The sequence below is a fragment of the Paenibacillus sp. JT22N15 genome (assembly GCF_059383755.1).
In genome coordinates this window covers 1-26,359 of sequence record NZ_JBXENV010000004.1, presented here as the reverse complement: position 1 = coordinate 26,359, position 26,359 = coordinate 1, and the positions used below count along the sequence as shown (strand labels likewise).

General features: G+C 41.0%; 18 protein-coding genes. 17 read left to right on the top strand and 1 reads right to left on the bottom strand.

The features are described 5' to 3' along the window. Position 1 precedes the first annotated feature (1 nt). The 9 genes from AC50X8_RS08680 (at position 2) to AC50X8_RS08640 (ending at position 16,649) form a co-directional block, all read left to right on the top strand. Entirely contained in the window at positions 2-703 is a 702-nt protein-coding gene (locus tag AC50X8_RS08680; RefSeq protein WP_494879343.1) for a metallophosphatase, read from the top strand. Positions 704-1,323: 620 nt separating this feature from the next. Next, positions 1,324-2,841 carry a LamG domain-containing protein gene (locus tag AC50X8_RS08675; protein WP_494879342.1) on the top strand — a complete coding sequence of 506 codons (1,518 nt, stop codon included), beginning with the start codon at positions 1,324-1,326 and terminating at the stop codon, positions 2,839-2,841. 30 nt (positions 2,842-2,871) lie between these two features. Beyond that, positions 2,872-3,276 (top strand): LamG-like jellyroll fold domain-containing protein, encoded by a 405-nt coding sequence (locus AC50X8_RS08670; RefSeq protein ID WP_494879341.1) that lies wholly within the window; start codon positions 2,872-2,874, stop codon positions 3,274-3,276. A gap of 569 nt (positions 3,277-3,845) precedes the next feature. After that, the gene (locus AC50X8_RS08665; RefSeq protein ID WP_494879339.1) at positions 3,846-6,086 is read left to right on the top strand and encodes a hypothetical protein; all 2,241 of its coding nucleotides are present in this window, start codon (positions 3,846-3,848) and stop codon (positions 6,084-6,086) included. Positions 6,087-6,105: 19 nt separating this feature from the next. Next, a complete protein-coding gene (locus AC50X8_RS08660; protein WP_494879338.1) occupies positions 6,106-8,724 on the top strand; it encodes a carbohydrate binding domain-containing protein in 2,619 nt (872 codons plus the stop codon). Between the two features lie 15 nt (positions 8,725-8,739). Then, the gene (locus tag AC50X8_RS08655; RefSeq protein ID WP_494857610.1) at positions 8,740-14,322 is read left to right on the top strand and encodes an RHS repeat domain-containing protein; all 5,583 of its coding nucleotides are present in this window, start codon (positions 8,740-8,742) and stop codon (positions 14,320-14,322) included. Beyond that, positions 14,300-14,815, top strand: a complete 516-nt coding sequence (locus AC50X8_RS08650) for a HEAT repeat domain-containing protein (RefSeq protein ID WP_494879336.1) — start codon at positions 14,300-14,302, stop codon at positions 14,813-14,815. Before AC50X8_RS08655 ends, AC50X8_RS08650 begins: the two co-directional genes overlap by 23 nt. A gap of 142 nt (positions 14,816-14,957) precedes the next feature. Beyond that, a complete protein-coding gene (locus AC50X8_RS08645; RefSeq protein ID WP_494857613.1) occupies positions 14,958-15,626 on the top strand; it encodes a helix-turn-helix domain-containing protein in 669 nt (222 codons plus the stop codon). A gap of 114 nt (positions 15,627-15,740) precedes the next feature. Then, positions 15,741-16,649 (top strand): hypothetical protein, encoded by a 909-nt coding sequence (locus AC50X8_RS08640; protein WP_494857615.1) that lies wholly within the window; start codon positions 15,741-15,743, stop codon positions 16,647-16,649. 260 nt (positions 16,650-16,909) lie between these two features. Here AC50X8_RS08640 and AC50X8_RS08635 read toward each other — a convergent pair whose 3' ends face one another. Continuing rightward, positions 16,910-17,116: a helix-turn-helix domain-containing protein gene (locus AC50X8_RS08635; RefSeq protein WP_338552529.1), complete on the bottom strand. Its 207-nt coding sequence runs from the start codon at positions 17,114-17,116 to the stop codon at positions 16,910-16,912. A gap of 151 nt (positions 17,117-17,267) precedes the next feature. On the opposite strand from AC50X8_RS08635, the gene AC50X8_RS08630 reads away from it, so the two are divergent. The 8 genes from AC50X8_RS08630 (at position 17,268) to AC50X8_RS08595 (ending at position 26,017) form a co-directional block, all read left to right on the top strand. Continuing rightward, the gene (locus AC50X8_RS08630) at positions 17,268-18,044 is read left to right on the top strand and encodes a recombinase family protein (RefSeq protein ID WP_494857617.1); all 777 of its coding nucleotides are present in this window, start codon (positions 17,268-17,270) and stop codon (positions 18,042-18,044) included. A gap of 11 nt (positions 18,045-18,055) precedes the next feature. Beyond that, on the top strand, positions 18,056-18,310 hold the full coding sequence (locus tag AC50X8_RS08625; protein ID WP_494857619.1) for a hypothetical protein: 255 nt from the start codon (positions 18,056-18,058) through the stop codon (positions 18,308-18,310). 268 nt (positions 18,311-18,578) lie between these two features. Continuing rightward, complete coding sequence (locus AC50X8_RS08620) at positions 18,579-19,820, top strand: IS110 family RNA-guided transposase (protein ID WP_494857620.1); 1,242 nt, start codon at positions 18,579-18,581, stop codon at positions 19,818-19,820. A 181-nt stretch (positions 19,821-20,001) separates the two neighbouring features. Next, the gene (locus AC50X8_RS08615) at positions 20,002-20,610 is read left to right on the top strand and encodes a hypothetical protein (RefSeq protein ID WP_494857622.1); all 609 of its coding nucleotides are present in this window, start codon (positions 20,002-20,004) and stop codon (positions 20,608-20,610) included. A 12-nt stretch (positions 20,611-20,622) separates the two neighbouring features. Beyond that, positions 20,623-20,997 carry a hypothetical protein gene (locus AC50X8_RS08610; protein WP_494857624.1) on the top strand — a complete coding sequence of 125 codons (375 nt, stop codon included), beginning with the start codon at positions 20,623-20,625 and terminating at the stop codon, positions 20,995-20,997. 621 nt (positions 20,998-21,618) lie between these two features. Continuing rightward, positions 21,619-23,160, top strand: coding sequence for a stalk domain-containing protein (locus tag AC50X8_RS08605; RefSeq protein ID WP_494857626.1), 1,542 nt, complete (start codon positions 21,619-21,621; stop codon positions 23,158-23,160). A 160-nt stretch (positions 23,161-23,320) separates the two neighbouring features. Next, positions 23,321-25,135, top strand: a complete 1,815-nt coding sequence (locus tag AC50X8_RS08600; RefSeq protein WP_056043096.1) for a B12-binding domain-containing radical SAM protein — start codon at positions 23,321-23,323, stop codon at positions 25,133-25,135. 147 nt (positions 25,136-25,282) lie between these two features. Then, the gene (locus AC50X8_RS08595; protein WP_494857628.1) at positions 25,283-26,017 is read left to right on the top strand and encodes an IclR family transcriptional regulator; all 735 of its coding nucleotides are present in this window, start codon (positions 25,283-25,285) and stop codon (positions 26,015-26,017) included. Positions 26,018-26,359 lie beyond the last annotated feature (342 nt).

Here is a 26,359-nt window from a genome sequence, read left to right as displayed (position 1 = left end):
GATGTCCATATACATAACGGGCGATATTCATGGATCAATCAGCGTTGGGAAACGTTTTAACTCTAAAAATTTTCCTGTCGGAAAAACGCTGACCAAAAATGATTATGTCATTATTGCTGGTGATTTTGGTTTGCTGTGGGCGGGGGATCGAGAAGACTGGTATTGGCTGAAGTGGCTAACGAATAAACCTTGGACTACTTTATTTATAGATGGGAACCACGAAAATTTCAATCTTCTTGAAGCCTATCCGGTTGAGCAGTGGAATGGCGGCAAGGTTCATAAAATTACTCCAAGCATCATTCATTTGATGAGAGGCCAGATATTCAAGCTTGAAGGGAAAAAGCTTTTTACATTTGGCGGAGCAGCTTCACATGACAAACCATATTGCAAGGCTGACATCTCTTGGTGGCCGAGGGAAATGCCATCTTATGCGGAATATGAAGAGGGTCTCCATAACCTCGATCAAAGCTCATGGAAAGTGGACTATATCATTATCCATACCTGTGCAGCAGACGCTTTGAAGTGGCTATCCTTGAACTTCGAGAATTTAAATCACGTAGACAATGATCAAATGCATGACTATTTCAATGAAATCAAAGGTAAGCTTGAGTATGAAAAATGGTTTTTTGGTCATTTTCATCATAATCAAGAGCTGCCAGAGCATCAACATTTGTTGTATGACGATATGATTAGGTTGACCTGATTATAAAAGTAAGCTGCGGTTACAAAATTACGAATAGGTGAAATAAATGGTTAATCTTTGCCGAAGTGGACCGTTTCGTTCGCTGTTACAAAAATGATCGTATTCACGGCAGTCTATAAGACAGGCCTCCAAAGGAATATCTGCGTAGGTTACACTCAGGAGTACTATCTCCTATGACGCTTGCGCTTTAGTGCAATTTAGCAAGAATGAATAGGGTTTATAATGGAACTAGTGGTGCGGAAAAGGCTTACTTGGATATAGATAATATTGAGTTCATACAAAGGAAAATACCGTAAAAAACAGATTGAAAGATGTTTAATTAACTTGTTTCTAGCCCAAGGCTGATTTTGTGTAGGGGTAAATGACTTCCTCCTGCATAAGAATTGGCTCTGGGCTTTTTTTAATGTTCAGTTTATTGTACTCTCATTAATAGTTGAAGAGTACATCTAGAAATCCATCAAAATAAGTGTTAATAACCTTATACTTCTATTTTTACGACATTTAAAGCTAAAATTCGACAAAATATCTTAATGAAATATAGGAATGGAGAATGGTATATTTGTTGTTGGGTCTTTTAGGGAAATGAAGGGAAACAAGATTATTATAAAAGGAGCAGAGAAGTGAAAAATTCATATGGCTACAAAATGATAATAAGTATTTGTATATTTGTGATGTTAGATCAGTACCATTCGGTTGGAAGTATTTATGCTTCTACAATTAATCTTCAAGCTCCACAAGGGCAGCCTGCTATTAAATCAGGAACAAAATATATATATGATAAAAATGGTTTACTTGAATATATTCATTTACCATCAGGGCGGTTTATGAAAAATAACTATGATGAGAATGGGAATTTGCTTCAAAAAAAGAGCATTTTAATGAGTCCGACTAATAGGTTGACTTACAATGGGAATCAAGTGCTGGAACTCTCAAGTGGTGGTGTAAATACAGCGGAAGGCGGGAAAAATACCGTCGAATTTTGGATGTACTGGGATGGTACAGATGCTGCGATGCCGTTTGCATGGTATTCAGGATATGATTTGTATTTAGCATCGGGTATGTTCGGATTTAATATTTTCAACGGAGATATCATGGGAGTGCCGTCGGAAACATTGAAAAACCGATGGGTGCATGTAGCAGCGGTATTTTATAACGGAGAAATAAACCCAACCAATGTCGAGCTTTACATAGATGGAGTGAAGCAAACTTTAAAGGATTTTGCAGCAACCTCAAGCAGGCGTCCTGTAAGTGTAGGCAATAAAGTGAATATTGGCGGGTATGCAGAAGGAGGAGCGAACCACTACACGTTTAAAGGTAAGCTGTCCAATATGCGAATATGGAATAAAGGGCTCTCTGCTGATCAAATTCAATCTAACATGTATCGCAAGCTAGCAGGAAACGAGCAGGGACTTGTGGGAGAATGGGTCTTGTTCGAAAGCCCGATAGAATCAAAGCAATTTAATGGGAATCAAGTGCTGGAGCTCTCAAGTAATGGCGTAAATACAGCAGCAGGCGGAAAAAACACTGTCGAATTTTGGATGTACTGGGATGGTACAGATGCTGCAATGCCATTTGCATGGTATCCAGGATATGATTTGTATTTAGCATCGGGTATGTTCGGATTTAATATTTTCAATGGAGATATTATGGGAGTACCGTCAGCAACGTTGAAAAACCGATGGGTACATGTAGCAGCGGTATTTTATAACGGAGAAATAAACCCAACCAATGTCGAGCTTTACATAGATGGAGTGAAACAAACTTTAAGGGATTTTGCGCCAGCCTCGAGCAGACGACCTGTAAGTGTGGGCAATAAAGTAAATATTGGCGGTTATGCAGAAGGCGCAACGAATCTCTACACGTTTAAAGGCAAGCTGGCCAATATGCGAATATGGAATACGGGGTTGTCTGCTGGTCAAATTCAATCCAGCATGTATCGCAAGCTAGCAGGAAATGAGCAGGGGCTTGTGGGAGAATGGGTCTTGTCTGACAACCCTCTAGAGTCTAAGCAATTTAACGGGAATCAGGTACTAGAGCTCTCAAGTAACGATGTCAATACAGCAGTAGGTGGGAAAAATACCGTCGAATTTTGGATGTACTGGGATGGTACAGAAGCTGCGATGCCGTTTGCTTGGTAACCAGGATATGATTTATATATAGCGGGGGGTATGTTCGGATTTAATATTTTCAACGGAGATATTATGGGAGTGCCGTCGGCAACATTGAAAAACCGATGGGTGCATGTAGCAGCGGTTTTTTATAACGGAGAAATAACCCCGACCAATGTCGAACTGTATATAGACGGTGTAAAACAAACTTTAAGGGATTTTGCAGCAACGTCTAGCAAACACCCTGTAAGTGTTGGGAATAAAGTAAATATTGGCGGGTATGTAGAAGGCGGAACGAACCACTACACGTTTAAAGGCAAGCTGTCTGATTTGCGAATATGGAATACGGGATTATCTCAAAGCCAAATTAAGTTCAATATTTTCAAAAAACTATATGGTAATGAAACGGGATTAGTCATGAATTGGAAAGTTAATGATTACGAGTATATACTGTCTGAAACTTAATATAGCTTCAATAAGAACCTCAATATGATGAAGTTGCTAGCTTCATATATGCTTGTCGGTAGTTCGTATTATTACTATATCGATGTTAAGGGAAAACAAATTGTTTTTAAATAAATGATAAGTAATATACAAATATCATCATGTTTGGAATTAACAGCTCTTGCTATGTCGAATGGTTGAGGGCTGTTGTCTTTTAGTTCTAGATTGAGCCTAATAAAATATCTAGGATAAGATCGTGACCCGAATGGGAAAACTTGCACATCACAGTTAGGACTCTGCCCAAAAATATCAAATGGGCTAGATTTTCAATAGAAAATCAAAGCTAATATTGTAGAAATAAGATGAAAAAGATAGAAGATTTTGTTTTGTTGAGCAAAAATAATAAATTCATATTGAAAATAGACATCTAAAGACAAAATTCGACAAAATCTCCTAATGAATAAAAGGATATAACCATGATATATTTATCACTGGGTCTTTTTGCGTAGGGAAATAATATATGCCACTTTATAGGTTTTACTTTATATAATTATTGGATTTTTCGAGATTATCCGAATTGGAGGGGTATTATGCTTACCGATTTTAGTTATAAAAAAATAACTATCACTTTACTGCTTTTAATTTCAATTATAGCAACACTTACTCCAAAGACATTTGCGAACTTATCAAATTCATCCAAAGAGGCATTATTAGCGCATAATAATGAAAACCTTATTATAAATTCAGATTTTGAATTGATGGAGCAAAATGGAAGGGCTAAAAATTGGGGGATTTATGGTGCTGCAGATTTTAGTGTAGTCAGTAATCAAGGGATAGGCGGCTCAAAGGCTCAAAAAATAACGGTATCTAATCTAGCTATAGGTAATGCAGTTTCTGTGGATCAGATTGTTGAAGTAGTTCCGAACACTCCATTTGTATTGAGTGGACGCTTTAACATCCAATCATTGTCGAATGCTAAAGCTGAACTCCATGCTGATTTTTATAGCCCTGATGCCTATCTTTCTTCAACAGTACTTGAACTTCCTCAAATAAGTACAAATGGTTTTATCACTCTATCTGGTCATGATAAAATTCCTGACAAAGCTACTATAATGAGGATTTATGCATTAATTCGTTCTACAGGAGGTAACGGAGCGGGCAACATATATGTAGATTCTATTAAATTAGCATATACAACTGACAAAAATTTAGTTGTGAATTCGGATTTTAAAGAGTCTACACCGGGCAATAATCTAGCAAACTCATGGTCCCAGGTTTATTCTAATACTTCTCAATTTTCATTAGTGGATAACCCATCATCAATTGGAAAAAAGCTTCAAAAAATAGCGGTATCTAATCTAAAGAAAAACGAATTCAGCAGTATATATCAAGTGATTAATGTTTCCCCAAAACAATTGTTTAATGTTAATAGTCGAGTATTAGTTGAATCTTTAACAAATGCCAAGGTCCAAATTTATGCAGACTTTATGAATGGAAGCCGTTTTGTGGGCGCGAAAATAGTAGATTTAGAAAATATTACTTCCGGAGGCTATGCGACAATATCTGGTTTTGGTGAAATACCTGAATCAACGACAAGTGTTACTCTGCATGTGATGATTAGGGCACAAAATGATAATGCTTCAGGTGTAGTTTATATTGATAATATAAATTTTGAATATGCGGCCGAAGAAAATCAATTGAAAAATGGCAGCTTTGAATTACTAAATCAGGGAAATAATAATTCGGGCATGAATGCAGACAGCTGGTTATATACAAGCAGTGCCCATTCTGGATTTGAGCTTGTTACAGATCAAGTATCGGATGGGCTTTATGCACAAAAAATTACGACTTCTACGTTAGCTAATAATCAGTATGTAGGTATCAGTCAAGTTTTAAAAGTCACCCCTGGTGAAGCCTATTCAGTAAGCGGACGATTTAAAGTTGATCAAATTCATCATGCCAAGGTACAGCTATATTTAGATTTTTCAACTACTAATTCATTTGTTTCGGCCAATATCATCGACATCCCTGTTACGACCTCTGGCGAATATATTAATGTTTCTAATATGGGGGTAGTGCCGCAAAACGCAGTGTTTGTTCGAATATACGCTATTATCCGTTCGCTAGATTCAGACGGAGCGGGCACATTCTTCGTAGATGACATGAGATTTAGTCAGGAATCCAATCTCTTGCGTAATGCAAATTTTGAACGGGAAAAATTCGGGGAAAATGTTGTTCAGGATTGGAAGCTTGTGAAGCCTGTAAGTTCGATTGAGGTTAATCAGGTGATTCAGTATCAGTTCCAGCCTGATGGACAAATGAATGTTTACTCCAGTTCAGGCTTGCTTAATTATTCGACCCAAGCTAAAAATGAAAAACGATTAAACACCTTTTATAAATATGATTTAAATGGAAACTTGATAAAAAAGCTTAGCTTGTTAGCTATTAATAGTCAATCACTAATTTATCAAGGGGGTAAGTCGCAGAAGGTAGCCGGCTCTTGGATTCCTAAAAAAGAATTTTATAGCATTTCTCAAACCTTCATAGTTAAACCGAATCTATCCTTTAAAGTGTCAGGTCATGTAAATGTGGAAATGCTTCATAACTCAAAGCTGCAATTGTATATTGATTTCTTTGATTTTTCCGGAAATTATATTTCGAGCAATATAACCAATGCTGTACTAACGAATGGGCAATATATGTTGCTAGAGAATCAAGGGCAAACGCCTAACCAAGCTAGTTTTGCAAAGCTGCATTTCTTACTAAGAGCCAATGAAGCAGATGCTGCGGGGATTTTTTATGTGGATAAAGCAGCGTTTTATTACAGCTAGATGAAAGGGAAATGAGATAATGAGTAAATTCTTTAAAACTCCTAGTATCATACTATTATGTGCATTATTGATTTTATCTGTATTACCTGCACCAAAAGCTGTATTTGCTGCTACCTCTGTTGCATACGAAGGGAAAACTTTTAGTGTTAGTCATAATCAAGACTATATTGACATTTATATTGATGGAGTAGAACGGACTAGGACGCTAGTGAATACGAAACAAGAGGTTGAGGATTATGATGTCTATATTATGTCTATCAATAATGTTACTGTACAGACCATTATCGATAGTTATTCAATACCTCAACCTGTTTTAGTCGTTACTTGGACGCAATACCGAAATACGGGATCGATCCAAAAAATATATCAGGAGAACATAAGCAGACTTGTTGCTGGTACTGTAACTACACCGACTTTCTCTAAAAGTGGCGATTTAGTTTCTGTTATATTTCCTGAGAATGCGATTCATAGAAAATACCGTATTGCTTCAGGAGTATGGCAAAATTACACAGTCCCCTTATCAACGACGAGCGGAATTGAAGCGGTAGGTGCAGATAAATTTGGGCATGTATCGAGTATAGGCTATTTTCAAAATACAACTCCGCCACAAATTGATTTAGGTGTTAACACGACAGCGCTTGCTCGTTTCGTAACCATTACAGCAAATATTACAGATAAGCTTGGTATATTAGATAAAAAATATGCTCTAGGTAATTATAGTGCTGCGTATATGTCTCAAAATGGAATAGGTACCTCAATATCAAGCTTTTCAACAAATTTTCAAGTTTATGAAAATGGGACATATACCGTATATGCAAAAAACAATGCAGGGCTAATGTCAGTGAAAACCATACAGATTTCCAATATTGACAGAGATCCTCCAACTAAACCCGTTATTTTGAAAAGTCCGGCTGAACCTGCTTATGATTATACAGTTACTATTAATTACTCTTCAGATTCAACAAAAAAAGAGTTTCGAATTGGCAGCGGCACTTGGCAGCCGTATACGAAAGAGCTGCATATTGATTACAACACGATTATATATGCTAGGGCAGCAGATCAACTAGGAAATGTGTCCGAAGTATCGCAGTTGGTCATCAATAATATTAAACATGCAAGTGAATATAATTATGATGCAAATGGTAGATTAATTAAATTGGATACAAAAAAAGGCTCATACACTTTTAAATATGATGCTAATGGCAATACATTATCCAAGACCTTTATTAAATCAGGAATAGATGATACGACTGTACCACCTACTATTCCATCTGGTAATTTGTACTTTGATTTTGAAGGTGACAATGTGCAGGGCTGGCTACCGCAAGGGGAAGGGGTAATACTCAATACTTCCTTAGAGGCAGCGCATGGGGGAAACAAAAGCTTGAAAGTTTCCAATCGAAATGCTACATGGCATGGCCCTATTCTTAATGTGAAAAATAATATAGTGGCACAAAAGAGTTATCAAATTAAAGCATTTGTACGTCTTCCACAAGGTGCAGCTGCATCTCAAGTGATGATGACCATTCATCGAACAATGCCAGATGGTAATAGCTACTACGATAATATTAGTACCAAAATGGTTACTTCTGGAGGATGGGTCACGCTTGAGGGCATTTATCAATTAAATGAACCGGCAACGAGTATGTATTTATATTTGGAGAGTGCTAGTCCTAATGTTTCATTTTTTATTGATAATGTTAGCTTAGAAGCATACACGGAGGGGCCGGCACCGCTTATTCATAATTTTGAGGATGGAACTACACAAGGCTGGTTCCCTCAGGGAGATGGAGTATTGGTAACGAATACAGATGAGGCAGCAAGCGAGGGAAGCCACAGTCTGAAAATAACAAATCGCAATGCGAATTGGCAAGGTCCTGCTCTTGACTTAACCAGTTATATGAAGCCGGGTGTGACTTATACGATCTCGGGCAAACTCCTTCTTCCTCAAGGAACAACCTCTTCTGATATTTTACTTACAATGAACAGGGGAGACGGAAATGGTGCTTCCCACTACGATAATATCAGTGCAAGTCACGTGACAACAGATGGATGGGTTGTTTTTGAAGGGAAATATACCTTTACTGGTTCAATAGCAAATTTAATTATATATATGGAAAGCTCTAATGCGACTGCAAGTTTTTATTTAGATGAGTTCAAAGTAGAGAAATATGTAGAAGCCCCGCCTGTCGTCAGTCATGATTTTGAAGATGAAACGTTGCAGGGCTGGACGGCTCAAGGAGAAGGAGTAACGCTTCAAATCTCAGGAGATACCGCAAAAAATGGAGTTAGAAGCATGAAGGTAACCAATCGAACCGCTCAGTGGCAAGGTCCGCTTCTTGATCTAACAAGCCTGATTAAACCAGATACTAAATATCAAATCAAGGCAGCTGTAAGATTAGTTTCAGGTACAGCACCATCAGATTTGTTGTTTACTATCCATCGTGAATCTCCAAACGGCACGCATTTCTACGAAAATGTTAGTGCAGCAACGGTAACAGATGGCGAATGGGTCATCATTAACGGAACTTATAAATATAGCGATATTGCCGCAAAAAATCTTTCTTTATACGTAGAAAGCAACAATGCAACGAGCAGCTTTTATATCGATGATTTTATTATTTTACTAGATAAATAGAGGAGATCGGTCAACTTGAAGAAGGTCATAAGTTATTTATTAGTCATTAGCTTGCTATTATCTATTTTCGCAGACATGGGAAATCCAGTTGCCTATGCTAATTTGGAAACCGGTGAAGCTGCAGTAACGGTAGAAGAATCCGTCTATGTTCCTGATGTTAATCCTTTGCTTGATGGGGAACTCTCTGTCGACGAGTCGGTATATGAGAAAAAATGGGGTATTTTTTCAGAGGAGCAAGTAGAAACGATTACTCAGCAGTATACGGCCGATATGAAAAAGATGGCGGTTTACTTCTATACCGAATTGACACCGCTTTTGGATACCGAACAATTTTTCGAAGTATTAGACTGGAATGGAAAAGAGCTTCCAGCGCTGATTATAAAACTTTCGGAGGAACAACGTGCTTTATTAAGAGAGCTTACGCCTCTAACGATGCAACAGTACGATTATGACCACAATCGTGAGGAAGTACTGGCTTCACAGAATACACCTGTGGAAGCTCCTTTTATCGAAGCGGACGGAAATCCGAAATTGGAAGCAATCGTAGAGCAGCACGAGAGTGTGACACAATCCACTTATAGCAGCATTCAGGCTAAAGCAAGCGGTAAAGTAGCTATTGCAAGCACAGGAAATAGCTATCGTTTCACTGAGAAGAATAGCGAATTTAAGTATCAATCAAATACAGATGGAAACGTTGACCCTATTTATAAGACAAGTAATCAAAAAGATGTCGATTTATATTTGCCAGGCAGAAATGGCTTGGATTTCACCTTAGTACGCAGCTATAGTTCAATGAGTGCAAAAATTATGCAGCCAAGTTTAGATGGAGATATAGGCTATCCAAGCTGTCATCCTGATAATTCTTTATATGCGGCTGGAGCTCCAGATTGTTTGGGCAATTTTCCATATCCTAGCTACTATGATTACGGTTATGGCGATGATTTAGGCTTTATTGCAACAGGCTGGTCTTTGAATATTCCTAAAATGACAGAGGGAAGCGTTAGTGCGACAATAGGCTCTACTTTAACCAGCACTAATGTTAATTATTACAACCGTGCTACTTATTCTACAACCGATACAATTACGTTCGATCTGGACGATGGATCTTCATATGAGTTCAGAAATAATATAAAGACCCCTTATAACAATCCATATAGCAATGTGACCTATTTCCATAATGGAACGGGTTACAGCTTGGTTGTAGATGATAAAATCACTTATAAATTTAATAGCGATGGGCAAATATTATCTAAAAGCAATCGTTATGGCGACCAAATTACGTATGACTATCAATATTCGGCTAATCGAATCATTATTACAGACTCCATTGGACGAAAGATTCAGACGGATGGGCCTTATAGCATTCAGCCTTATGGCATACAGGGATTTACGGTAACTGACCCGCAAGGGAATGTGACCCATAAGATGAAATATAACATTACTTCTGATAATCCTGTCCTTCAGGCTAGAACATATGTATTCGGAAGCTACGATCAGTATCGAAACGATGAGAAGCCAAGAAGCATTTTATATTATAAGCTGAATAGTGTAGTTGATTTGTTAGCTAGCAAAACCTTAAAGTCGTATACCTATCTTACTCCCGATCTTACAACTAGAGCGGATTTCAACTTTGAGGACGATTATTTCTATTACACTCAAAATGGTCAACCCGTTTTGGATTTTTTAGACGGTGCGGAAGCAAGCCCTATTATTCAACGTGATAATGCGGTTCATGGTGAAATCTATTATCTGCTATTAGAAAAGGCTACTGATTCCAGTGGATTAGAAACCAAATTTAAATATCGTCAATACAATTGGGATTGGTTTATGGAAACAAATGGGTATAAAAGAGAAGAGCGAAGAGGGACGATGCGATTGTACTTGGATCCATGGAACCTAACCTATATTGGCTATCACCCGGTAACGAATGTGTATTATAGCTATACTAATCAAGCCGGTGAGAAAAAGGCGCTTACCCAATATGTTGCATTAAAAGGATCGGTTGCGCAAGAAATTTGGTCCACTCCGAAAACAGGAGGCATTGTAGAAAATTTTCGCTTGAAAAATAGCAATAAATTTCGTCAGCCTGAGGCAGAGGTGTCCATTAGTTTAGACTTCTTAGAGTATAGTGAAGGACTGAGTTATAGCTATCGTCCAATAGGTAAGGGATCATTCGTTGCGAATTATGAAATGAAGGTACCTTTCTATTATGATAATGGATTGTTTCAGGAGGAGGGAGATACGAAGTATGGTGTCTCTGGACAAGAGATGCAAAGTTATCAATATGATGCGGGGAAGACGAAGCCGTATTTAACTAAACAATTTGGACTAGATAATAAACCGGCGGATATTAACACATTTTTGTGGTATGGCAATACGCGCACCTTGCCCAATAATTTGGACAAATATGCAACGCTTTACCGTACGGAATATGATAATTACGGCTATGTCATCTATCAAGAAGATCCGTATGGGAACAAAACAGAAATAACGTATGGTGGTCCTTTTCATCAAATTAGTTCTCAGAAGCAGACAGCAGCAGATGGATTAACGAAAACGGAAATAGCGTACGATTATAATGCAGATGGAACGTTATTGCGTACAACGCAGGTGGGAACTTATCGGGATCCTGCTGCACAAGCGGTTGCCCGCCAGGATCAAACGATTATGGAATATTTAAATTATAACAGTGTCAAGCAGCCAACACGTATTCGGACGACCGGGTCAGGCAGTCAGTACGACCAGCAGCCTACAGAAACAATTGTGGATCTGCAATATGATGCCAGCAACCTGCATGTGATTAAAGAAACAACGAATGTCACTTTAGGAAAAGGAAAGACGCCTACTCCGCTAGTTGTGCATTATGAGTATGATAACAAGGATCAGCTAAAGAAGCAGACTTTCCCCGATGGCAGTCTAGTTACGTATAGCTACGATCTGAGCGGCCGGTTGGCGACCGAAAGTTATACTCCATCTGCGGCGAATCCTGGAGCTGTTCGAACGACGAGCTATTCTTATAATGACGCTCAGCGCCTTGTTGTGCAAACAAAGCCAGATGGAGAGAAATTGAATACGTATTATACCCCTTATGGCGATGTTGAAAGACAAGAGCAAGTCGTAGGGAACAGTTCTCGTGTGCTTGTTGTGAATAAAACGAATCTGACAGGTAAGGTATTGAAAAGCACATTACCGTTTGGGGTGACTGAAAAAGAAGTAAAATATACCTATGATCGTAATGGTGAAGTTAGAAGAGTAACGGACCCATTGGGTCAAGTAACGAATACTTATTTTTCGAACGCTGCGGCCAAGCTGGATGGCTCATCGTATTATTTGCAAAACACGACTAAAGTAGTTAGTCCGGATGGGAAAGAAGCCTGGAATTACCAGGATCGTTTGGGTAGAACAATAAAGCAAGTGGAGAAAGCTGGAACAAAGACGAGAACGGTGTTAAACACATACACTCCGCTTGGAGCCTTATCACAGAGTCAAGTCATTGCAGATGGTGTTACGCAAACGACACAGTACAGCTATGATACGAATGGAAATCTGATCTATTTGAAGGATAACAACAATCAGGTCAATCGTTATGTGTATAATCGCATGGGCCAGCTTATTGCTACTTATACGAATGATAAGCTGCAAAAGCAAAGCGAATATAACGAAGTTGGTTGGCAATTGACGAAGACGAATGCAGAAGGGAAAAAAGAAAGCTTCCAGTATACGAATACGGGACTATTGGATACACGTACCGACGAAATGCTGCAAAAACATCAATATTCGTATACGCCATATGATGAGCTCAATCGATTAACAGTAAAAGATTCGGCTGGAACAGAGACCTACTGGGAGCAATATAACTATGATTCGGCTACGCGTCTTCCATTGGCTACAATTACAAAAGAAGGAGAAACGCTAGGTTATCAATATGATTTGTGGAAACGTCTGAGCAGTCAAACGGTGGCAGGTCGACAATATGGAATTGAATATGATGGATTTGATCGCATGACTGCATTGAAGTATCCAGATAATCAAAAAGTAACTTATACTTATGATATCTTGGACCGTTTGTTGACAGTAACGACACCGGATATGGGCACGGTAGGATATAACTATACGGTAGGTCAAAATGAGTATACAAATACATTGACGTATCCCAATGGTGTAACGCAGCAAAGAAAAACAAATAGTTTTGGAGAATTGAAATCATACACTCAAGCTTCGCCTGGGAACGTATCCAACTGGAATGAAACGTTTGGATATGATGGTTTTAGTAACATTACCAGCATTAATCGAAATGGCTCGACTCAGGCATTCAGTTATGATGCGCTTAATCGAATCAAGGAGGAGAACACCGCAGAAGGCCAACGTATGTATACGTACGATGATCGAGGTAATCGTTTGACGGTGAGTGGAAATTCACCTGAATTAACAGAGGACACGACGACGTATACTTATAACGCCTTGAACATGCTTAAAACGTACTCCTCTTCAAATGGTAAACAAGCTATCTATTCGTATTACGGTGATGGTCTCCGGGCAACGAAGAAAGTAGATGGGAAATTAACTCGATACGTTTATCTAAATGGTCATATCATTGAAGAGCTCGATGGAAGTGGTAACGTAAAGGCTCGAAATGTCTGGGGCAACGAGTTGCTGTATCGACAAGACTATGTATCAGGAAAAGAAGGATACTATTCGTATAATGGTCATGGAGATGTAGTGAAAATTACTAATGACAGCGGAAAAACCATAAACTCTTATGATTATGACATCTGGGGAAATATGCTTTCGCAGACAGAAGGGATGCCGAATCCCTTTAAGTATACGGGAGAAGTATATGATGAGGAAAGCGGACTTTACTATCTCCGTGCAAGGTATTATGATCCGAGTATAGGACGGTTTATAAATGAGGATACGTATGAAGGGGAGATTGAAAATCCATTGTCCCTCAACCTCTATACTTACGTTCTTAATAGTCCATTAATGTATGCTGACCCATCAGGAAATTACTGTGTTTCACAAAATGGCAACTGGGCTCAAGCGGGGGCTTGTCGTTCAGACGATAGTCTTTATTTGGGTGAAGATAGTAAGTTTGCAGGTAGGCCAATTATCGAAAATGGTTTTGTTGTAGGTAAATTAGGTTCCAGTAGTAACGGCATGTATTCTTTTTATTCAGGTAACTATTGGAGTTTGTATACTGATGACTACTCTTATATTAGATGGCTAGCAGGAGATAATGATTACTACTATAGCCTTGATCGGGAAACACAGTTAAGATTGAGAGACAGGCATCTCACAAACTACATGGAAGATCAAATTAATAGAGGTTTCCCTGATTTTATTAGTGGTTTTCTTTGGGGACAAAAGTTAGCTAAGCAAGGTATTACAGCTATGCTAGCTATAAAAAAAGGGAGAGAGCTTAGAGGTGGTTCTAAATCGTCCAGAGATAAATGGTATGGTTATAATGATAAAGATTTTCAAAATTGGTGGCATAGGCAAGGGAAAAAAGAGTTCGGTGGTAATGATATAGATGATTCCAATGAGGCAAAAGCAGTATATGATTACTGGGTATCAATTGGTAAGCCAAGAGTTAAATAAAGGAGTTGATATTTTGGATTTAAAGAACCTAGATCAATATATATGTGAAGGAAACATTGAAATGGCTATTTCAATGGTTGAAAATATTGGTGAAATGAGAAATAGAGCATATTTACCCATATTATTAAAACATTTAGGAAGCACTGAAAACAAAATGTTAAGAAATTCAATTGCAATTGCATTATCTGATATTGGAGATAATATTGTGGTAAAGCCTATAATAGAATTATTAACAAATCCAAAAACTGAAGGAAGCAGAGGGACTTTATTATATGCTTTAGAGAATCTCGATTATTGCTTGCATGCTGAATTGTTAACAAATTTGTTAGATAGTTCAAGTTTTGAGGTTAGCCGACATTCGTTTCAGTTATTGGCTTCTATTGTAGATAGAATTTCAGAAGAAACAAGAAACCAATGCATAAATATTATCGAAACAAAAATTGAGAACAATAAAGATGAATTTCTTGAAGAGGCATTAGAGTTATTCCAATAATATCTTTACCACATGAGAGTGTAACAACTCCATGTGGTTTCTTTTTTTGCTTAAAATATTTACTAATCCCCTATTGACGTATTGAAACGTCAGTGCTATATTGTGTTAAGACGTATCGTCACGTCATTTGGGGAGGGTATTTATGATTGGTTTAGAATACATCGTAAGGCTGTACAACGGAACATATAAGAAATTAGCGGAGAAGCTGGGGATTACACCATCAACAGTTACGGACTGGCTGAGTAAGCGTAGACCCATTCCAAAAGCCAAGCTAGAAGCGCTGTCTAAGCTATTCAATCTGGAAGCAGAATACTTTCAAAAAGAGTTATCGAAAATAGAAGAGATCGAGCTGAGATTGGATTATTTAAATCGAATTTCTAAACGTGACTCGTTTGAAATACCTGACTATTTTACGGATATGGATGGAAAAGAACATGAATACACAAGGTTAATTGATCCTTATGAGGAAGATAAACGAATGATGTACGATGAATTAAAGATAGAGAGGATTATCCTTACGCTTCAAGGTACGTTGTACAATGAACTCTATGCTGTTGAACAGGGCAATAAAGCATATGAAATACTGGAAAGGACTTCAAACCTGTTAGATGAATCTGCTCCCAATAATCTGGATGCTGAGCAGCAACTGCAATGGGAGAGGAAGCACGATAAGCGTACTGAGGCGTTGCGTTCCATGATGTATTTCATGGGTATTACAGGATTTTCGGTATGGGACGAAGAGGAAGAAAGCTTTCATAACGAATTGTTTAAGCTCCTGAAAAAGCATGATTTGCTGTGGATGAAAGCGTAAGACAAGAAAAACGGAAGGGAGGTGAGGATGAGATAGGCAAATGTTCTTTTCTTATAACATAGCTAATTTGATCCAGAATATTAATCCATACAGAAAATAGAAAGAAGGAAATGAATGTTTGATACGGTTGTGATAAAAGCAAAGCCGATTTACCTTGATTCAGATGCATTATTAAGCATGAAGAACTGTAAGTCAGTTACATTTCTAAACAAGGAAACGGGCGTACTCCAAACGAGATATGAAATATATGATGAGCAATTGTCATATATCAAGTATCTTGATGGCAGTCAGACATTGTCCATTCAAGTCTCCATACCAAAGTTGTTGTATGGCAACAATGTAACCCTTATTGCCGAACATGACATTCCTAGCTTCTTTGAGAGCGTTCAGCAACGTATTCAACAACTCTTTTCGATTAGTATTCCCCATTCGGCATGGTCGATAAGCCGAGCAGATATATGTTGGAACTTTCAAGTTGGCAAAGATGTTAGTGAGTACATACGAATGCTAAGCAAGCAAAAGCTAGCGTTTAAGAATACAAGAAGCTACAACCAAGATCAGACGGTTGAGTTTTCCAATAAGAGCAGCAGAATTATCTTCTATGATAAGCAGCGACAGGTACAAAAAGAAAAAGTACTGCCTGAAGTTGTTGAGCAGTCAAAAGGTATTCTGCGTCTTGAAATCAGACCAAGCGATAGCGATATGAAGAAGTTTTCATCGACTAAAAATGCCGCTGAATTGCTCGGCAAACCGTTATTTGATTATATGACGGCAAAAGCGCTAAGTCAGATCGAATATCCCTCAACGCAAAGCGCAATAGATACAGCGTGGTTGCAGGAAAACAAAGCTAATATATCCAAAATCGAAACCATTCTCGGTTTCCAATGCTTGCAACATATGCTTGACGAAGCGACACATAGAGGACTGTATTCATCATCCACGTTCGCCAGCCGAAAAGCGTTAGCAAAAAAAATGACAATTCCCGCAGGGAACTGTCTGAAACCGCTGGCAATTAACCAGTAAAGACACATCCTCACAGACGGACACGTTATTTTGCCGATAACGATAAAAAGTCCCGTATGTTGGATGAAATATTAATAACATAGCTCTTATTGTACTTGAAAACAAAGAAAAAACAATCCCCGATGCGGAGAAAAGTATAGAACCACGATAGCCCACCATCGGGGGATAGTTTAAATCATTAATATGAATCACTATTTACGGCAGGGGAGGAACACATTCACCCGCCGAGGCAACCTGAAATGAAACAGCCGAGCGATAGTCTATTCGGTTTCCTCCACAATGAGTTCATGGATTTTAATATTCAGGGCTTCGCAGATTTGTTCCAGTGTACGGATGTAGACTCGGTCTACGGAGTCGGAACATAGGTGATTAATTGTCGGGTGGCGTATTCCCATCATTCGGGCAAGTTCCCGTTGCGAAACGTTCCGTTCCTCCAAAATTTCTCGTAGTCGGATTTTTATTTTCATAGCGCTTCCCCTTCGTCATTATGAAATAAATAATACCATGTTTTTCAGAGGAAATCATTGAATGGTAGTCTTAACCGTACTATAATGAAGATGTGGTAGTCATAAGCGTAACGATAATTCAGATTATTGTTACGGAAGGGGAGGAAACAGGATGAATGTCATTGGATATATACGGGTAAGCACACAGGGGCAAGCGAAAGAAGGGTATTCGTTGGCGTACCAACAGGAAGAGATTGAATGCTATTGCAAAGAACAGGGCTGGGAGTTGCTTCATGTATTTATGGATGAAGGAATCAGCGGTGCAAAAGTAGATGAAGAGGCGATGGAAGTCAATCGCCAAGGTTTTCAAGACATGCTGGCGATGGTGGCAACCCATGCTGTTGATTATGTGATCGTACTGAATACGAATCGCTTGTGGCGCAGCGATATTGTCAAAGTGTTGATTCATCGGGAGTTTAAGAAGTTCAAGGTGGATGTTAAAGCCATTGAACAGCCCACTTATTCCATCTACAAAGCCAATCCCAATGATTTTTTGGTGAATGGATTGCTGGAGTTGTTGGATGCGTACCAGCGGTTGGAAATTGCGATGAAACTCGGAAAGGGACGCAGCCAGAAAGCCAGATTAGGCGGGTATGCGGGAGGTCGCAAGCCTTTCGGATATAAGGCGAAACGTGGTTCAAAGGTGTTGGAGGTTGATACAGAACAGGCGGTTGTTGTGGAGCGCGTGTTTGAGTTGCGCGAGTTATTCCCGCATTGGTCGCTTTCTCAACTGGCGTATCAAATGAATCTTGAACATTACAAAACGCAGCAAGGCAAAGCGTTTACCAAAATGCAGATCAAGCGTATTCTTGACCGCAGAGCGTTCTATAGTGGCATCTACCGTTATGCCGATATTGAAGCTGTAGGGCTTCACCAAGCCATTCTATAGGCGGTGACGACATGGACGAAGCCATGAAGACCTATAACAGCTATGTGGAACAGGAAGATTGCTTCTATAAACGTTTGGAGACGTTAGAGCATTGTCAAAGCGCCATATTCGATCATATTTTTCGATATGGAGAACAGTTTGAAAAGTGTTCAGTAGAAGAAGTTTTAGACGCTTTACATCAGTCAGAAGTTCAATTACGTTTGCAATTATTGCAGTTACGATTAACGAAAGCTTTTCTTGCGTATGAAATGAATGCCACATCGTGAGAAAGAAACAGATTGAAGAAGAGATGGATATTGCTATAGTATCGTTGCGCATCGTGTAAAATAGCGGTGAACGCTTGTTCTCAGGTTGCAAACCTCTCTTTAAGAGTCTGTGTCATTTAAAATCAAACGTATTTGAGTGACTGCTACAGGGCGGCATTGCTTAGGTATCATTGCGAATCTAACGGATTAACGCTCGAAATGGGAGGTTGCAAGCTGCTCTCTAGCAGTCACTCAAGTGCATTATTTTACATACAAAGGATGGATGTGTTTGAAGGAGAGACTGGATTATTTATACGTGGGCATTGATCCGCATAAGCACCAGCATACGGCTGTAGGTATGGACTTTTTTCGCCAGAAGGTATTTGAATACACGTTTCCGAATAAACCTTCGGAATTTCCAAAGCTGTTGAAAATCATGGAGAAGCATCGTGTGAAATCGGGACTGAGCCAAATCATAATCAGTTTAGAAGATACCAATAATTTTGGCAGGACATTGGCTGTATTTCTGGACAGAAAGTCGTTTGCCGTTAGAGAAGTGAGCAGCAAGCTGTCTAGCGCCAAACGGAAGAGTCAGCTAACGGTCGTCAAATCGGATGCGTGGGATGCGCAATGTATAGCGACGGTATTAATGGAGGAATTGGATCGCCTTCCGATTGCGAAGCCCCTAGACCATTATTGGGCGATTCAACAATTGGTATCGCGGCGTAAAGCCAGCACGAAGGGATTGTCGTTTTCGATTAAGAAACTCCATGCACAGTTGCAGCATCATTATCCGACCTACCGCAAATTTTTTACGGAGTTGGATGGCAAAACGTCATTAGGCTTTTTTCACCGTTTCCCATCGCCTCTGCACTTGGAGGACATTTCTTTGGAGGAGCTAACCTATTTCTTACAGAGGTTGAGCAACTATGCTTGTTCCACGAAAAAAGCGGCTACCATTTTGGCACTTGTCCAAAGTGACGGGCAGCAGAGGAATGAATTTCAAGATAAGCGAGATTTCATTGTCAGAAGCTTGGTGAAAGAAATTCGCTTCCATAAGAAAGAGATAATGCAAACGGAGCGAGAACTAAAGCCGTTGATGGAGGGATTAGGCTACAAGCTGGAGAGCATGACGGGTATTGATTTGGTCAGCGCGGCAAGCTTGGTTGCTGAAATAGGGGACATACATCGCTTCTCGTCAGCCAATCAGCTTGCAAGGTTCGCAGGTGTTGCTCCTGTCGATGTAGGCTCAGGAGGTAAGGTGAAGCATGTGAAGACGAGTCAGGGCAACCGAACCCTTCACGAATTGTTTTTTCAGCTTGCTTGCCGCCAATTGGTTGTATCCAAGCGAAATCAAACCCCGCGCAATCCAATATTGTTGGATTACTATCTCAAAAAACAGGCGGGAGGCAAGACGAAAGGACAAGCTATTGTATGCGTGATGCGCAAGCTGGTTAATATCGTGTTTAAGATGATGAAGAATAAGACGGAGTATCGTTTACCAGTAACAACAAAGGAAAATGCTGTATAATTTAATGGAGTGGCGATATTTCTATTAGTAAGGTATCGTCATTTCTATCCTGTATGAGCGCTTTATCAATCAGGATACGTATGAGGGGGAAATTACAAACCCGTTAAGTTTAAACTTATATACGTATGTACATAATAATCCGTTAATTTATAACGATCCGACTGGAAATAAAATTAATAGTATGGAGCTAGATATTTATCTTCAAATAGCAAGTAACGAAGGGCATAATACTGATGCTTGGTGGAAAATTAGAAGTATCATGGGTCAAGAAACACAATATTCGTTTGATCCAGACAATTTCAACAATAATCAGTTTAAGTATTTATTTGATTTAGCAACGGGTAATCATAATAAAAAAAATAAAGAGGGTGTAGCGAATTGGGCTAAAGCTCAACTAGAAAAAATGTTTGAAAAAGCAGGGAGTAAGGAAGATACTTTAAATGCTGTAGTTGATGGTATGGTTGGTGGTATCGGAAGTATTGGGCGTGTAGGGCCGCGTGCATCAAGTTTGATTAAAGCTGAAGCAAGACTTATTAAAGCGGCCAAGGAAATGGGAAAGGACCCTAGAGTTCAAAAAGAAGCTGATGATCTTATTGCGAAGTTTCTAGCGGGAAATACTAATCCAGGATTAGGTAATAAATACTTGATTAAAAATATAAATTATTTAAGAGGAGATGAGGGTGCTCGCGTATTTTTTAGAATGGAAAATGGGTCAATGCAGATTTTAGCAAAGGCAAATAAACACAATGAACAAACAGTAATTGATATTATTAAAAAAATTTATAAATAATGAGGTTAGAGCATGGAGATAATAAAAATTTATTATCCTGTACCATTAAATGAAATAGAGGATATTCATAATGATAATATTGATGTTTTTGTGGAATTAGAGGATGGTATTAACTATAGTGTAGTAGTAAGTACCCCTCTTAATCTACAGTGGTATATGAATAAAGAGGGAAAGGAATATATTCCAGCAGCTCCACCTAAAATTATTGTTAAGAGTCTTACAGAAGATAATATTAGAAACGCCCTCACTAGTTATGCAGAAGAAAACGCTTTTTGGTTAAAACTAATATTTTTGTCCTATAATCGAGAAGGAAGCTTTAATATGGAGCAAATGAACCAATCCTTGCAAATAATAAAGGCCCAAAACGAAGAATTATTAATGGAATAAGGCTCAATGTTTTGAGAGGATCAATCGCTAAATGTACTAGCGCATGTCCATATTTTATGGATATGCGCTAGTACGATATACGCTAATTGAATCTAGCATGAATAACGAAAGTGAAAAGCAAAAAAATTACCCATGCTTTTGGTGGATTATTATTTGTTGAGAGTACATTTCCCAAAGAGAGGAACATCTTTTAGTTGAAGTTTACCGCAAAAATTACGAATTTAAAAACGGGAATTTGTAAAGAAATATTATAAAATTTGTAGGGGGCAAAGTGTTAATGGAGTCTGCCAAAAACAGACTTTATGCCACAAGACGATGCTTTCTTATTTTGTTTTTTGAGTAGCGTATCCTTAATGAGTTTTAAACTTTAATTCATCATAGGTTGAGTACTATGAGCATTATAAATTCTATTTAAAGTGTTTTACTGTTTTGCCACCTCTAAATCTCTCGAGTCCCCACTCCCATTCCAATAGACAACCAACAACAGAAAATGGTACCATGAGAGTATCTGTTTGGCTAGGTTCCGCCTTTCTTTTGGTGTCTCTATCATTTGCGGACGGGACTCAATCTATCATTAAAAACGCCCCAGGTAATCGACAAAAATTTGGAGGAACTACATACGTGAAAACAAAACTAGCAAAAACGCTGCTAGCCCCGTTGCTCGTTACTGGCTTGCTGCTGTCGCCGCTGGCTGGAACGACTTCGACGGCTTCTGCTGCAAGCGCTGTTACGACAGCAGCGTCCACGACGCAGGCTATTAAAGTCTATATTGACGGGAGCAAGCTTTCGCTTCCGGCTGCCCCTTATGTAAAAAACGGCGTGACGTTCGTGCCGATGCGTCAGATTTTCACGGCGCTGGGCGCTTCCATCACTTGGGTGGAGAAGACGCAGACGATTATCGTACGCAAAAACACAACGACGGTATCGCTGACCGTAGGCAAGAAAGAAGCGGTTGTCGACGGGAAGACCGTTAAGCTTGATGCAGCCCCAGCCGTGAAAAATGGCACCACCTTCGTGCCGGCCCGTTTCGTAGCCGAAGCGCTTGGCGCCAAAGTGAAATGGGATAACGCGGCGCAAGCCGTTCGCATTACTTCCATAGAACAGCAGTGGGCAGAAGCTTACGAGGAGTACGAGGAAACGCCTGAGGATGACCGTACAAAGCTGACGCCTAAGGAAATCGTTGAGCAAAACGACGAAAGCGTCGTGCTGATCACAACGAATAAGGCGCTTGGCAGCGGCGTCGTTATCGGCGATCGTTGGATTTTGACTAACAATCACGTCATTGAGGATGCGAGCTCGGCAACGATTACGTCGATCTATGGCGATGAATACAAGGTTCAAGGCGTTGTTGTCAACCGCCCAAGCTCAGACCTTGCGATCATTCAGACGGATGAGTCGCTGTATTTGGAGCCAGTGAGCGTAGGCTATACGGTTCCTGAGAAAGGCGATAAAGTCGTAGCCATCGGCAGTCCGCTCGGTATCCAAAACACGGTATCTGACGGTCTGGTAAGTAACATTTCATACGAAGATGGCCTCACTTATATCCAGACAAGTGCGCCAATCGACCACGGCAGCTCCGGCGGAGCGCTGTTCGATGAATATGGCGATCTGGTCGGCATTACGACCGCTGGCTATACATCGCAGGCCGACCTGAACTTTGCTGTATCGGTTGCCCATGCAAGTCTCTTGATGGGATTGCTGCCGGAAAGCCCGCAGGAGGATGTGAAGTTTCTGCCGGCGATTTTGCCAGATACGCTGAAAGGCGCTTCGATGGAAACGATCACAGCGCTGATGAAGAAAGAATTTGGCTCCGTATCGACAGGCGATGGCACAGCAAGCTTCAGCAATTGGGAAGTGAAGCGGGATTCGCAGGGCTGGATCGTGCTGACGGCTGATATTGATCCGCGCTTTTACACCTATTATGGCGGCTCTTCCGCTAACGATATTCGCAGCTGGGCCATTAACCTTGGCCATGAGCTGAACCGCATGCTTCCGGGCGAGACGATTCAAGTTATCATCTCCTTCGATCGTACGTTCGGCTTCCAGCCGCGCGGCTTTGCAGAAAATGAAGTGACAGCGCTTGGCGACAACAAGTGGAAGGTTCGCTTCCCGGTTCTCGATATGCAGCTGAAAGACCAGCTTTATATTAGCATGAAAGACTAGCACTTATTATTTAATTCCTTCATCTTAATCTTCACAGCTAAATGATCGGGCTGTTGGCGGGAGCGTAAGCGACCACCGGCAGCCTTTTCTTTTGTGCGGGAACCCTCATCTGTAGTACAATGATAGACAATAGTGACAAAACAATGAGCGAGGTAACGAGATGAAGGTTGTACTTTCCACATTAAACGCAAAATTTATTCACACATCGCTAGCGCTGCGCTGCCTGAAAGCCTACAGCGGCGAGCAATTCGATATTGATATTGCCGAATACACGATTAAAGATCCCGTTATGAACATTGTATCGGATATTTACTCCCGCCAGCCGGATGTAGTCGGCTTCTCCTGCTACATTTGGAACATTGAAGAGACGATCACGGTCATCAATATGCTGCGCAAGGTCAGCCCGCAGGTGAAAATCATACTCGGCGGACCGGAAGTAAGCTACGACACCGATCATTGGATGGAGCGCATTCCCGAGGTTGATTTTATCGTCGTCGGCGAAGGCGAGGAGACGTTCCATCATCTGCTGACCGAGATCGAGGGCGCGGGCAAGTACCATATGGTATTCGGGCTCGCCTATCGTAAGCAGCGCGAGGGCTATATTGAGGCGCTGGTTAATCCGGGTCGTCCGAAGCTGGATCTGGCTACGCTGCCGTCGCCGCATCGGTTTGCCGAGGATGTGCCGCATTTGGCCAGCCGCGTCGTTTATTTTGAGACGAGCCGGGGCTGTCCGTTCAGCTGCCAGTTCTGCCTCTCCAGTATTGAGGTAGGCGTGCGTTATTTTGACAAGGAGCGGACGAAGGCGGATATTTTGTATTTGATTGATGCCGGAGCGAAGCTGATTAAATTCGTCGATCGGACGTTTAATATTAAGCGGGATTACGCGCTGGAAATTTTTCAATTTTTGATCGAAAATCATAACGGCTGCGTCTTCCAATTTGAAATTACGGCAGATATTATGCGCCCTGAGGTGCTCGACTATTTGGCTGAGCATGCGCCTCCAGGTGTGTTCCGCTTCGAAATTGGCGTGCAGTCGACGAATGATCCGACGAATGAGGCGGTTCAGCGCAGACAGAACTGGTCCAAGCTTGTGCGGACGGTGACGAAGGTGAAGGAATCGGGCAAAATCGACCAGCATCTCGACTTAATCGCCGGATTGCCGCTCGAAAACTACGATACATTCAAAGGCACCTTCAACGATGTGTTTGCGCTCGGGCCTGAAGAAATGCAGCTCGGATTCCTGAAAATGCTGCGCGGCACCGGGCTGCGCAATGACGCTGACAAATGGGGCTACATCTACATGGACCGTGCGCCTTACGAAATGCTCGGCAATGACCTGATGCCTTTCGGCGACATTGTGCGCATGAAGCGGGTAGAGGATGTGCTGGAGAAATATTGGAATGCGCACCGGATGGACCGTACGCTCATGTATTTGGTGGAGCAGGTTTTCCCGTCGCCGTTCGATTTCTTCCAGGACTTTGGCGACTATTGGGAGGAGCGGGGCTGGCAGAAAATCGGGCATCAGCTGGAGGATTTATTTTCCCGGCTGTGGTCGTTCCTGAACAGCTATCAGCATGAGCAGCAATTGGCTGGCGAAGCTAGGCCGGATATGGACGTCATTATGGGGCTGATGAAATATGACTATTTCCTCAACCACAAATACAAGCCGCGCAAAACATGGTGGGAATTCACGATGGACAAAGCCGTATGGGGAAGCCATATGCGCAGCCTCGTCGAGCGGCCGGAGAAGGTGTCGGATTCGTTTGCGGCGCTCGGCATGTCGGAGAAGGAGCTGCATAAGCATGCCGTTATCGAGCGGCTGCCATTTGATCTGGAAGCGTATTTTGCGGACGGCTCGATCCAGAAAAATACGCATACGCTGCTCGTTGTCCTCTATGCCATGGAGGCTGGCAGCAGCAAGCCGACGCCAAAGCCGTACATGCTAAAGCTGCATAATGATGCGGTAACCGCGTAAATATGCAGTTCATGTCACGTAAAGTGACGTGAACTGCTGTTTTTTTATTGACAAACAAAATGCTGACACCTATATTAATCGTAAAACGATTATTGTATGTTAGGTTTTGAGAAGAAAAGATCAGAGACTGTTGAATGAGGGATACTATTGGTTCAATCTATTGATCGCGCGATGCAAATTATTCAGCTGCTCATGTCGGACAACAGCCGCATTGGCTGGGCGATATCAGATATTTCGGAGCGGGTAGGCTTGCCGCTAAGTACGACGCATAGACTAATTAGTACATTGGTAAGGCATGAGCTCGTTGTTCAGCTTCCGGAGACGAAACGTTATCGGCCGGGGCCAAAGTGGATGGAAGTCGGCTTGCAGCAGGTCGAGCAGATGGATTTGCGCACGGCAGCTAGGCCGATAATGGAACGTCTGGCGGCTGAAGTGAAAGAAACGGTTTTCTTAAGCATCCCTTACGGCAAGTTTTCGATGGGAATCGATAAAGTAGACGGTAAGGTGAAGCTCCGGGTTGTAGAAAGCTTGGGCGAGCGGATTGCGATGCATATTGGCGCGCCGAATAAAGTGATGTTGGCCAATATGAAACTGGCTGAAGCGGAAGCGATTTTGATTCGGCTGGTGGATGACCAAGAGAAGCGCAAGCAGCTGTTGTCGGCTTTGCCCGGCATCAAGAAGGCGGGATATGCAGTTAGCTATGCAGAGCTTACGGAAGGTACGGCGGCGATTGCAGCTCCAATTATCGGCTTCGGGCGAAAAGTTGTGGGAGCTCTTGGGGTCGGCGTCACGACGGACCAGCTGACAGAGGAGCGTCTGGATTTTCTCAGCAAGCAGGTTATACAAGGTGCTCACGAAATAACGACGACGATTGGCGGCTGAGTCCGCTAATCCGTTATTTGAGGGAAGGTGGCGTTTGCTCGCCGGTTATCTAGCCCTCTTTTTCCAATTGTCAAAAGTAAATAAAGTATTTTCTTAGTGCTTAGGCTAAGATAAGTCCCCTGTTTAAGCACTACATGCTACCCGCGTACGTTCTTTAATTAGTAATTGGAAATGGATATAATGAGGAGGACGTAGCCCAAGCGAAGGCGCGGGAGCGTCCTTTTTATTGAACTCCCTCGGTAAAATGTAGTTTTCTCACGAATGCTCGCTTATTCGCAGGATCTCTCCAATAGATAAATCGCTATTCGGATAGAAGAGGGGGTGTACCGTCAAATTCGCCAA

What these genes read in the sequence shown, in the direction of transcription:
- AC50X8_RS08630 (WP_494857617.1), top strand. Translation starts at nt 17,268, where the DNA reads ATGAATGTCATTGGATATATACGGGTAAGCACACAGGGGCAAGCGAAA.
- AC50X8_RS08625 (WP_494857619.1), top strand. Translation starts at nt 18,056, where the DNA reads ATGGACGAAGCCATGAAGACCTATAACAGCTATGTGGAACAGGAAGAT.
- AC50X8_RS08665 (WP_494879339.1), top strand. Translation starts at nt 3,846, where the DNA reads ATGCTTACCGATTTTAGTTATAAAAAAATAACTATCACTTTACTGCTT.
- AC50X8_RS08615 (WP_494857622.1), top strand. Translation starts at nt 20,002, where the DNA reads ATGGAGCTAGATATTTATCTTCAAATAGCAAGTAACGAAGGGCATAAT.
- AC50X8_RS08670 (WP_494879341.1), top strand. Translation starts at nt 2,872, where the DNA reads ATGTTCGGATTTAATATTTTCAACGGAGATATTATGGGAGTGCCGTCG.
- AC50X8_RS08640 (WP_494857615.1), top strand. Translation starts at nt 15,741, where the DNA reads ATGTTTGATACGGTTGTGATAAAAGCAAAGCCGATTTACCTTGATTCA.
- AC50X8_RS08680 (WP_494879343.1), top strand. Translation starts at nt 2, where the DNA reads ATGTCCATATACATAACGGGCGATATTCATGGATCAATCAGCGTTGGG.
- AC50X8_RS08610 (WP_494857624.1), top strand. Translation starts at nt 20,623, where the DNA reads ATGGAGATAATAAAAATTTATTATCCTGTACCATTAAATGAAATAGAG.
- AC50X8_RS08600 (WP_056043096.1), top strand. Translation starts at nt 23,321, where the DNA reads ATGAAGGTTGTACTTTCCACATTAAACGCAAAATTTATTCACACATCG.
- AC50X8_RS08635 (WP_338552529.1), bottom strand. Translation starts at nt 17,116, where the DNA reads ATGAAAATAAAAATCCGACTACGAGAAATTTTGGAGGAACGGAACGTT.
- AC50X8_RS08645 (WP_494857613.1), top strand. Translation starts at nt 14,958, where the DNA reads ATGATTGGTTTAGAATACATCGTAAGGCTGTACAACGGAACATATAAG.
- AC50X8_RS08660 (WP_494879338.1), top strand. Translation starts at nt 6,106, where the DNA reads ATGAGTAAATTCTTTAAAACTCCTAGTATCATACTATTATGTGCATTA.